Below are 9,101 nucleotides of genomic sequence, written 5' to 3'. Positions count from 1 at the left end.
AGCCGCCGCGCTAGCGGTCAGATCAGCAGCGTGAGCGTGTGAAACAGCGCGAGATCCTCCTTGCGCGCCGAGCGCGCATGCTGGCGGATCACGTGCAACAGGCAGTCGATGAAGCAACGCGCCGCGTCGCCGAGCGTGCTGCTGCGCCGCGTGACGATGCCGAGTTCGCTCGGCTCGAAGGTCTCCTTCAGCGGCAGCACGCGCATCCGCTCGCCGAATGGCGGCACCGCGGCGAGGATCGTCGGGCACCACGTGCACATGCCGGCCTGCTCGAGCATCGTCTGCAACATCGCGACCGACTGTGCGCGCACGATGCGCCGTTCGTCGATCCGCGCGCCGTGCCGCGTGAACAGGTAGTCGATCAGCGCGGCCTGGCCGTCGGCCGACGAATTCAGCACCCAGTCGCAATCGAGCAAATCGTGCACCGACGTCGCGCGCTCGCGCGGATGCCCGGCGCGCACCATCACCGACGTGTCGTAGCGCAGCAGCGGCTCGAACGCGAATTCGCGCGCGCCGCTGCCGGGCTGCACGTGGCCGAGCGCGAAATCCATGCTGCCGTCGCGCAGCAGCGGCTGCGCGACGGCCATCAGCGCTTCATAGAGTTCGAGGCGCACGTCGGGCATCCGCTCGCGAAACTGCAGCACGGTCTCCGCGAGGAACGTCATCGTCAGCCACGGCGTGACGCCGACACTCAGCCGCCCCTCGACGCGCCCGCGCATCCGTTCGAGATCGCTCTGCGCATGCTCGAGCTGCTTGAGCACGAGCTTCGCGTGCGTGAGCAGCGTCTTCCCGTAGTCGGTGAAGCCGATGCCTTCCGGGGCGCGAACCAGCAGCGGCAGGCGCTCGCTGGCCTCCAGCTCGCGCAGCGCGCGCGTGACGGCCGCCTGCGACAGCCCCAGCGTGCGCGCCGCGCCACGGATGCTCCCGGCTTCCGCGCTCGCGACGAGCGCCTGCAACTGATGCAGCTTGATCGTGCTCATGGTGCGGGAGGGTGTGAGAGGGGATGAATGCCGACAACGAAAGGTTGTCATCATAACGAAACTGCGGCTGTTCGCCGGTTTTTTCGCTGCCTACGATTTCGCCACGATCCGCCATTCCGGCGATCGGAAACCGGCACGTATCGAGGAGTATCGAGGGTGGATCGAGCACGAATTTCGCCTGAAATGGCGGCTATCGAGGCGGAGATGATCGCGCTGCGCCGCCGGCTGCACGCGCATCCGGAGCTGGGGTTCGAGGAACACGCGACGAGCGCGCTCGTCGCCGACTGCCTGACAACATGGGGTTATCAGGTGACGCGCGGCGTCGGCGGCACCGGCGTGGTCGGCACGCTCGCGCGGGGCGCCGGGAAGCGCCTGGGGCTGCGCGCCGACATGGATGCGTTGCCGATCCGCGAGACGACCGGGCTGCCGCATGCAAGCCTGCACGACGGCGTGATGCATGCGTGCGGCCACGACGGCCATACGGCGATGCTGCTCGCGGCGGCTAGGTGCCTGGCCGAGCGCGGGCGCTTCACCGGCACGCTGAACCTGATTTTCCAGCCGGCCGAGGAAGGGCTCGGCGGCGCGAAGCGGATGCTCGACGACGGGCTGTTCACGCGTTTCCCGTGCGATGCCGTGTTCGCGATGCACAACGTGCCGGGCCTGCCGGCCGGCGTGCTCGGCTTCTGCGACGGTCCCGCGATGGCGTCGGCCGACGAGGTGCGCGTGCGCGTGATCGGGCGCGGCGGCCACGGTGCGGCGCCGCACACGACGATCGACCCGGTGGTGGTCTGCGCGTCGATCGTGATGGCGCTGCAGACCATCGTGTCGCGCAACGTGAATCCGCAGGAGCTGGCGATCGTGACGACCGGCTCGATCCACGCGGGCACCGCATCGAACGTGATTCCGCCTCATGCGGATATCGAACTCAGCGTGCGCGCGCTGTCGCCGGACGTGCGCGCGCTGCTCGAACGGCGCATCCGCGCGATCGTGCACGGCCAGGCCGACAGCTACGGCGCAACGGCCGAGATCGACTATCGCTACGGCTATCCGGTGCTGGTCAACCATGCAGCGGAAACGGCATGCGCGCGGGACGTCGCACGTGAATGGGGCGGCGACGACGCGCTGATCCCGCATCTGCGGCCGATCGCGGCGAGCGAGGATTTCGCGTTCATGCTCGACGCGTGTCCGGGCAGCTACCTGTCGATCGGCAACGGCGACGGCGCGGCTGGCTGCGGGCTGCATAACCCCGGCTACGATTTCAACGACGCGTGCCTTGCAATCGGCGCGAGCTACTGGATCGCGCTCGCGGAGCGCTACCTCGCGTGAGCCGGACAGGCGGACACGCGGGACATACGGATTCGATTCACCTTCAACGACGGAAACAAGGAGACAGGCAATGAAACCATGGATGGCCGCGCTCGCAATGGCGCTGACGGCAACGACGATCGCAGGCGCCGCGCACGCGGGCGACTGGACGGGCAAGGAGATTCGCCTCGCGGTCGATCCCACGTACCCGCCGCTCGAATACAAGCAGCCGGACGGCACGCTGACGGGCTTCGGGATCGACATCACCAACGCGTTGTGCGCGGAGCTGCATGCGCGCTGCGTGTGGGTCGAGTCGAGTTTCGACGGGATGATTCCGGGGTTGCTCGCGCGCAAGTTCGACGTGATCGCGTCGTCGATGACGATCACGCCGAAACGCATGCAGCAGATCGCGTTCACGAACCGGATCTCGAATGCGCCGGCGCGGCTGGTCGCGCGCAAGGGTTCGCCGTTGCTGCCGACGGCCGCGTCGCTGAAGGGCAAGCGCGTCGGCGTCGAGCAGGGCTCCGCGCAGGCCGACTATGCGATCGCGAACTGGCAGCCGGCCGGCGTGCAGATCGAGTCGTACCAGAACCAGGACCAGGTGTACGCCGATCTGGTGACGGGGCGGCTCGACGCGGCGTTCCAGGCGTCGATCGCGGCCAGCGACGGCTTCCTGAAGAAGCCGCAGGGCAAGGACTTCATGTTCGTCGGCGCGGCGATCGACGACGCGAAATACTTCGGACAGGGCGACGGCCTCGGGCTGCGCAAGCAGGACACCGACCTGCGCGACGCATTCAATCGCGCGCTGGCGACGATCCTCGCGAACGGCACGTATCAGCGGATCAACCGCAAGTACTTCGACTTCGACATCTACGGCGCGAAGTAAGCGGCACCGCATCGTAGCGAGCGGGTGGGGATAATCAAATCAATAAGGAAAGCGAATGAACTGGAGATTGTTTTTCGTCGCGATGCCGGCACTCTGTGCGGCGCCGGCGTTCGCGCAAAGCAGCGTCACGCTGTACGGGCTGATCGATGCGGGCATCGACTATACGAACAACGTCGGCGGGCACGGCGCGTGGCAGATGGCGAGCGGCTTCGCGCAGGGCAGCCGCTGGGGGCTGAAGGGCACCGAGGATCTCGGCGGCGGCTACAGTGCGCTGTTCCAGATCGAGAGCGGCTTCAACGTGAACAGCGGCACGCTCGCGCAGGGCGGCCGGATGTTCGGGCGGCAGGCTTACGTCGGGCTCGGCAGCACGCGCTTCGGCACGCTGACGCTCGGCCGGCAATACGACGCGGTCGTGGATTTCCTTGCGCCGACGACCGCGAACGGCAGCTGGGGCGTCTATCCGTTCTCGCATCCGCTCGACAACGACAACACCGGCAATACGTTCCGGGTGAACAACACGGTCAAGTACGCGAGCCCGGATTTTGCCGGCTTCTCGTTCGGCGGCACGTACAGCTTCAGCAACGACACCGGGTTCGCGAACAACCGGCAATGGAGCGTCGGTGCGCAGTACGAGCAGGGCGGCCTGCTCGTCGGCGCCGCGTTCCTGAATGCGGACAACCCGGGCGCGACGGCCGGCGGCGCGATCGCGGGCGCGGGGTCGGTCGGCGCGGATGCGAACTTCGCGTCGGCGAGATTGCGGATTTTCGGCGCGGGCATCAACTACACCGCGGGGCCCGCGACGGTCGGGTTCGCGTATACGAACAGCAACGTCACGCGGCCGACCGCGAACGTCGGCTACCTGTTCGGCGACGAGACAATCGAACCGGTGACAGGGCCGCTCGCGGGCGGCGCGGTCACGGCGATCAAGTACCAGAACTTCGAAGTGAACGGCAGGTATCAGTTCACGCCGGCGTTCTTCGTGGGCGCGCAGTACGTGTACACGACCGTGCGCTACGACGCGACCACGGGCAGCGCGAAACCGAAGATCCATTCGATTGGGCTGATGGCCGACACCAACCTGTCCAAGCGCACCGACGTCTACCTGATGGGCGCGTACCAGCGGATTGCCGGCGACGCGACCGGCTCGTCGCTCGATCAGGCCTATATCCCGGGGGCGGCGGATCTATCGTCGACGTCGAAGCAACTGATGGTGCATGCGGGGATTCGGCACAAGTTCTGAGTGCGTGACGCGGGAAGACCGGCGGCCGGCATCGTGCAGGGCGCGCACTGCGTGCCCGGCGCGTGGGGGCGCCGGTCATTACTGCCCGAAGCGTTGCGTGACGGCATCCTTCAGCCGCGCGGCGGTCAGCTCGCCCATATGCGATTCGACGAGTTCGCCTTTCACATTGAAGAACAACGTGGTCGGCAGCCCGCGCGAACCATACGCGTGCATCGCGTGCAGCGAAGGGTCGAGCAGCACGTGATCGAAGCGCAGGTTCTGCTGTTCGAGGAACGCGCGCACGGCTTGCGCGTTTTCCCCCTGGTTGAGCATCAGGACCGTGATGCCCGGATGGTCGCGCTGCGCCTGTTCGAGGATCGGCATCTCACGGCGGCACGGCGCGCACCACGTCGCCCACAGGTTCACGACGACCGGCTTGCCGACGAAGCCCGCGGGCAATACGGGCGTCGAATCGAGCGCCTGGAGCGGCATCGCTGCAAGCGGCGGCGCGCCGCGCTGCAACGTCGCCAGCGTGCCTTGCGCGATGCCCCACGCACCGAGGCCGGCGACGATGCCGGCCAGCACCGGCCGACGCAGCGCGGGCAGGCGGCGCAGACGCCAGCCGGCGAACACCAGCGCGGCCGCGATGCCGATGCGCGCGTCGAAGCCGCCGTCGCCGAGCGCGACGATCGCGCGCGGCGACGCCGCGTAGTCCGGCCACCATTGCGCGACGTAACCGGCACGCGCGGCAATCAACCCGAGCAGCAGCGCGTCGAGGATCAGGCCTGACGCGGTCTTGTGATGCCCGTCCGGCGGGCGACGCTGGATGACACGCGCGACGAGCCACGCCAGCAGCGCGGCGACGGCGACCGCGACGACGCGGATCGAGAAGGGACCGATGCTCAACATGAAATAGGAAGAATGGACGTGATCGAGCGGGACAGAAGACGGGATGGTCCGCCGCGACGATGAAGCGGTCGACTGTCGTGCGGCGTTTCGACCGGTTGCCGCGCATGGGGGTTCCCTCCGCGAACGTAACGGCGTGTTGCGGATCGCGACAGGCGCCCGGAGCAGCTCAGGACTGCGTGATGTGCACGCCGACGTGCAGCGAATCAGATCGGTCTGGTGTGGTGTCCGCCGGTATCCCGCACAGGGATCTCTCCTTGACGGCCGCTCCGCTCGCGAGCGGCCGCTTTTTTAGCGTCGTGCTTGGCGTGGTGCGTGCGGGTATGAGTATCTTGTGGCGGTCGGTGGGCGCGGCGGCATCCGATGCATATCGGCTGGTTCAGCGGGATGGGAACGCTGCAAGATGCGAGCGCTGGGCATTCACTCGCGTATTGCCTGACACCCGGTTTGCGACCGGCGAGGCTGGTCGTTGGCGGCGGCACAGGGGCTGCCGCCATGGCCTGACGGGCCGCGCATCCACGAGCCGTCGGGCGCCGGGTCTTACAGCTTCTTCGACGCCGTCGATGCCGCGTCGCCTTGCGTTGCCGCGGTCGCCGGATCGAGCGTCGCGATCGTCTTCTCGGTGAATTTCTCGTACAGCCAGTCCATGCGCATGCTGTCGATGCCCGCGATACCGCCGAGCGCATACGACGCCGACACCTTGAAGTGATCGAGCGGATGATTGTCGGCATCGGCGAACGTGACGGTGCCGTCGACGTAATCGCTGCCGGCCATGAAGCCGAACATGACGGCCGAGAAACTCGAGCGCACGCGAATGCCGGTGACTTCGACATTCAGGTGCATCGCATCGGTTGCATCCGCTTTGGCCAGCAGCTTGCGTGCGTCCAGTGCCTGTTCGATTTTTTCCTGCAGTTTCTTCGCATCGAACTTCAGGTTGTCTTTCAACGCTTCCTGCGCGGCGTTGTCGAGCGTGACCTTCACGATCACGGGTTTCTTGCCGAATTGGGGCGTCGATGCGGTCACGGTGGCCCCTGCCGGATCGCGGGCGTCGCGCGTCACGCTGCTGGCGCAGCCCGACAGGAAGCCGATCGTCACGAATGCCAGTGCGGCATGGCGGATAAGAGATTTCATGATTTGGTCTTTGATTGAGTTTATTTGAATGGGCCTTGTGGCCGAGCAGGAATTTAGCACGGCGCGATCCGATTCAAATCGCCGAATAGCGGGGGAAATCGATTCGGCATTGGGGCGGCGCGGCGGGTTTGCACCGAGGAAGCGCCGAGATAATGTGCGGCGAGTGATGAGCGGCGTTGGAGATTTGCTACTGCTTTCGCGATGACATCGCTTCGCGGGCGATTACTGGCCGTTGCCCGCCCGTGCTTCACCGAGCCGATACGCGGTAAAGAATTCGTACCACGGCGACCCTTGCTCGACCGGCACGCCGAGTGCCGTCGTGCGCTGTTTCAGCGCGCCGAATACATCGTTGACGAGTGCGTTCAGCGTCGTGTCGCGGAATGGAAGCGGTTGCGTCCGCCCCGCGGCGAACGCGCCGTACGCAATCGCCAGCAGACGTTCGCGGTCATCTGTGCCCGCGATCGTCGCGTCGATCGTTTCGACGAGGCGCGGCCGGTCCTCTTCGCGCGCTGCGGACAGGCACAGGAACACGATCGCCGACAGTTCGTGCAGGTCCTTCCCGCGCAGCAGCGTGGGCAGTCGCGCAACGATCGGGCCCACTGGTTCCTCACGCAGCGCTTCATCGAAGTCGAGCACGGCGGCCATCGGGTTCATGTCTGTTTTCAGGCGATCGAGCGCAGGCGGGGCCGACGACGCGCCGTCCGGCCCCGCAGCGGGCGGAGACCGCAACGCATCGGCCACGTGCTGCGTCCATTCCGGAAAAATCATCCGCACGTTGCCGAACTGCTCGCCGTCTTCCGCGGCCGGATTCCACCGATAGACGATCGTGCCGCCGCGAATGAACGGCGAATACAGATGCTCGGGCGTTTGCGGCAGCGGCCGCCGGTTGATGGGCAGCCACGCGAGCGTGAGCCAGTCGTAGCGGCCCGTCGCGGGGACGGCAGCGCTCGAACTCGCGACGACCTGCCACGTGCCGCGATTCGCATAGCGGCGGCGCGCGTCGGGTACCGGGACGGTCTGGCCTTTGGCGGTGTCGAAATACGTCTTGCCCGTGACGTTCGCGCCGCTGTCAGCGGCCGGCGTGATGGTCGAGATGACCCACGACGCGCCGTCCGCCGACCGGTAGTCGGACGGCTTCAGCGTTGCTACGTCGTGCACCATGCGCGTTTCCGCCGCGACGGGGCTTGGCGCGGCATCGGCGGGCGCGGCGAAGATACTCGGCATGGCTTTCCTCGGAATCGGGGCGCGCATCGTCGAGCGGGGCGATGTGCGGCGGCACGGATGACGGTGTCGTAACTGTAGAACGTCGTGACCGGAAACGGAAACTGGCCGAATGGGGTAATCGGTGCACGCCGTTCGCCGCTTCGCTTACGATGTGCATCCTGAGCCAACGACGCATATCGAGCGGGAGGGCGGGCGCATGACCGATACGAAAGCCATTGCCGAACACTGGGCGCGGGTTGCCGGCCAATGGATCGGCTGGGCCGGCAAGCCGGAGATTGGCTGTGGCGAAGGTCGCGTGCGCGACGCGGCCAGCGCAAGCCCGTTATGAGCGTGAGCAGGTCCCAGGCAGTGGGCGCGCGTGCCGCTGTTTCTGTGGATCAAGGCGCGGCCGCTGGGATGAGTGGGGCCGGGGCCGGGTCCGGGAATTGAATCGGGCGGACGTCAGGGTTTCTTGTCGTGATTAAGGGCCGAACTCCTCGCGAATCACTTGAAAAAGAAATCCTTCGGGCAGATTCTGCCGGAAGAAGGGATGCAGGTCGCGCGGCCAAATCCAGGCATCTTCGCGAACGGGCATGGTCAAACTGGCAAAGTCGGCATCGAGTGCGTCTGCGGTGTAGCGCAATGCATAGTCGTCCGCCTGGCGATAGAGATGCGCAACGAGTTTGCCTTTGACGTACACATGAAGCCGCATGGTCACGCGTCTCCCATCGTGCGCTGTTCGGCCAGCACGTCATCGAGGGTGCGCCCATGCCCGCGCTTCACCACGCGCAGGTCATAGCCAGCAGCCTCCAGCAGCCGAACGAGCGCAGATACGCTCATGTCGCCACGCGCGAGTGTCTCCATCCGTGCGAGCGTCGTGCGTGCGACACCGGCGTGCTCGGCCAGCTCTTTCTGAGAAAGTCCGGCTGAATGGCGAACCTCTTTCAACATCGCTCCAACATCGGCCAAGGTTGTCATTTGTAGCCCCCGGGCGTCAAAAGTCCTCACATTGACTGATATTGTAGCCCTTGTGCTACAAATTCGCATGTAAAATTGGTGTCCGCAGGGCTACAAAATTGAACCGACAGGATGATTTTGTATCCCTGTGGCTACTGTGGCCGTTCTGCGGCGGCAGCCATTGGCGGTGGTCCTGTTCCCGGACCGCGCGTACGGTCAGGCCCCGTTCATGTCGCGGGCCTTTTCAGGACGGGGCGCGGTCAGAACTGGTCCCGGGTTTTTCCGGCCGCCCATGCGATGCGCAGCGCCTGCACGACGCGGCCGCGAAGGCCACGATCCTGCCGTTCATCGACGGCTTGCGGGACCGGTTTCGCACGACGGTCGGCGAGCGCGGACTGAAACTGCCGGTGGCGAGCGTCAGCGTATCGCGCGCCCGCGCGATGTACGGTTCGACAGACAAGGTCGTGCTGCTCGGCCACGCGCGCGTGCTGGCCTGATGCCGATGCCTTCGCGG

The 9,101-nt window shown here is 66.3% G+C and carries 10 protein-coding genes and 1 pseudogene; 5 read left to right on the top strand and 6 right to left on the bottom strand.

The genetic code is table 11. From position 1 onward, the window contains the following. Nucleotides 1-17: 17 nt before the first annotated feature. Nucleotides 18-980: a LysR substrate-binding domain-containing protein gene (locus tag J8I33_RS27320; RefSeq protein WP_050017905.1), complete on the bottom strand. Its 963-nt coding sequence runs from the start codon at nucleotides 978-980 to the stop codon at nucleotides 18-20. A gap of 156 nt (nucleotides 981-1,136) precedes the next feature. On the opposite strand from J8I33_RS27320, the gene J8I33_RS27315 reads away from it, so the two are divergent. The 3 genes from J8I33_RS27315 to J8I33_RS27305 all read left to right on the top strand — a co-directional run bounded on the left by J8I33_RS27315 (nucleotide 1,137) and on the right by J8I33_RS27305 (nucleotide 4,411). Continuing rightward, on the top strand, nucleotides 1,137-2,306 hold the full coding sequence (locus J8I33_RS27315) for a M20 aminoacylase family protein (protein WP_209939460.1): 1,170 nt from the start codon (nucleotides 1,137-1,139) through the stop codon (nucleotides 2,304-2,306). A 70-nt stretch (nucleotides 2,307-2,376) separates the two neighbouring features. Further along, entirely contained in the window at nucleotides 2,377-3,171 is a 795-nt protein-coding gene (locus tag J8I33_RS27310; RefSeq protein WP_089489989.1) for an ABC transporter substrate-binding protein, read from the top strand. A 55-nt stretch (nucleotides 3,172-3,226) separates the two neighbouring features. Further along, the gene (locus J8I33_RS27305; RefSeq protein ID WP_209939459.1) at nucleotides 3,227-4,411 is read left to right on the top strand and encodes a porin; all 1,185 of its coding nucleotides are present in this window, start codon (nucleotides 3,227-3,229) and stop codon (nucleotides 4,409-4,411) included. Between the two features lie 78 nt (nucleotides 4,412-4,489). On the opposite strand, the gene J8I33_RS27300 is transcribed toward J8I33_RS27305, so the two are convergent. The 3 genes from J8I33_RS27300 to J8I33_RS27290 all read right to left on the bottom strand — a co-directional run bounded on the left by J8I33_RS27300 (nucleotide 4,490) and on the right by J8I33_RS27290 (nucleotide 7,651). After that, nucleotides 4,490-5,299 carry a TlpA disulfide reductase family protein gene (locus J8I33_RS27300; protein ID WP_209939458.1) on the bottom strand — a complete coding sequence of 270 codons (810 nt, stop codon included), beginning with the start codon at nucleotides 5,297-5,299 and terminating at the stop codon, nucleotides 4,490-4,492. A gap of 537 nt (nucleotides 5,300-5,836) precedes the next feature. Next, nucleotides 5,837-6,427, bottom strand: coding sequence for a DUF4410 domain-containing protein (locus J8I33_RS27295; RefSeq protein WP_050017900.1), 591 nt, complete (start codon nucleotides 6,425-6,427; stop codon nucleotides 5,837-5,839). Nucleotides 6,428-6,649: 222 nt separating this feature from the next. After that, nucleotides 6,650-7,651 carry a hypothetical protein gene (locus J8I33_RS27290; RefSeq protein WP_209939457.1) on the bottom strand — a complete coding sequence of 334 codons (1,002 nt, stop codon included), beginning with the start codon at nucleotides 7,649-7,651 and terminating at the stop codon, nucleotides 6,650-6,652. Nucleotides 7,652-7,847: 196 nt separating this feature from the next. On the opposite strand from J8I33_RS27290, the gene J8I33_RS34780 reads away from it, so the two are divergent. Next, nucleotides 7,848-7,979 carry a hypothetical protein gene (locus J8I33_RS34780; protein WP_256975834.1) on the top strand — a complete coding sequence of 44 codons (132 nt, stop codon included), beginning with the start codon at nucleotides 7,848-7,850 and terminating at the stop codon, nucleotides 7,977-7,979. A 135-nt stretch (nucleotides 7,980-8,114) separates the two neighbouring features. Here J8I33_RS34780 and J8I33_RS27280 read toward each other — a convergent pair. Both J8I33_RS27280 and J8I33_RS27275 read right to left on the bottom strand, forming a co-directional pair. Next, nucleotides 8,115-8,342 (bottom strand): annotated as a pseudogene (locus tag J8I33_RS27280) (HipA N-terminal domain-containing protein); the annotation flags it as partial. A gap of 2 nt (nucleotides 8,343-8,344) precedes the next feature. Beyond that, the gene (locus J8I33_RS27275; RefSeq protein WP_209925843.1) at nucleotides 8,345-8,608 is read right to left on the bottom strand and encodes a helix-turn-helix transcriptional regulator; all 264 of its coding nucleotides are present in this window, start codon (nucleotides 8,606-8,608) and stop codon (nucleotides 8,345-8,347) included. A 98-nt stretch (nucleotides 8,609-8,706) separates the two neighbouring features. Between J8I33_RS27275 and J8I33_RS27270 the strand changes: the two genes are divergently transcribed. Continuing rightward, nucleotides 8,707-9,084, top strand: coding sequence for a hypothetical protein (locus J8I33_RS27270; protein WP_209925841.1), 378 nt, complete (start codon nucleotides 8,707-8,709; stop codon nucleotides 9,082-9,084). The last annotated feature ends 17 nt before the right edge of the window (nucleotides 9,085-9,101 follow it).

It is taken from the genome of Burkholderia sp. AcTa6-5 (assembly GCF_017815075.1).
Classification (GTDB): domain Bacteria; phylum Pseudomonadota; class Gammaproteobacteria; order Burkholderiales; family Burkholderiaceae; genus Burkholderia; species Burkholderia sola.
Note: the sequence above shows the minus strand (reverse complement) of the source record. Positions and strands in the feature narration are given on the sequence as shown.

What these genes read in the sequence shown, in the direction of transcription:
- J8I33_RS27320 (WP_050017905.1), bottom strand. Translation starts at nt 980, where the DNA reads ATGAGCACGATCAAGCTGCATCAGTTGCAGGCGCTCGTCGCGAGCGCG.
- J8I33_RS27310 (WP_089489989.1), top strand. Translation starts at nt 2,377, where the DNA reads ATGAAACCATGGATGGCCGCGCTCGCAATGGCGCTGACGGCAACGACG.
- J8I33_RS27305 (WP_209939459.1), top strand. Translation starts at nt 3,227, where the DNA reads ATGAACTGGAGATTGTTTTTCGTCGCGATGCCGGCACTCTGTGCGGCG.
- J8I33_RS27300 (WP_209939458.1), bottom strand. Translation starts at nt 5,299, where the DNA reads ATGTTGAGCATCGGTCCCTTCTCGATCCGCGTCGTCGCGGTCGCCGTC.
- J8I33_RS27295 (WP_050017900.1), bottom strand. Translation starts at nt 6,427, where the DNA reads ATGAAATCTCTTATCCGCCATGCCGCACTGGCATTCGTGACGATCGGC.
- J8I33_RS27290 (WP_209939457.1), bottom strand. Translation starts at nt 7,651, where the DNA reads ATGCCGAGTATCTTCGCCGCGCCCGCCGATGCCGCGCCAAGCCCCGTC.
- J8I33_RS34780 (WP_256975834.1), top strand. Translation starts at nt 7,848, where the DNA reads ATGACCGATACGAAAGCCATTGCCGAACACTGGGCGCGGGTTGCCGGC.
- J8I33_RS27275 (WP_209925843.1), bottom strand. Translation starts at nt 8,608, where the DNA reads ATGACAACCTTGGCCGATGTTGGAGCGATGTTGAAAGAGGTTCGCCAT.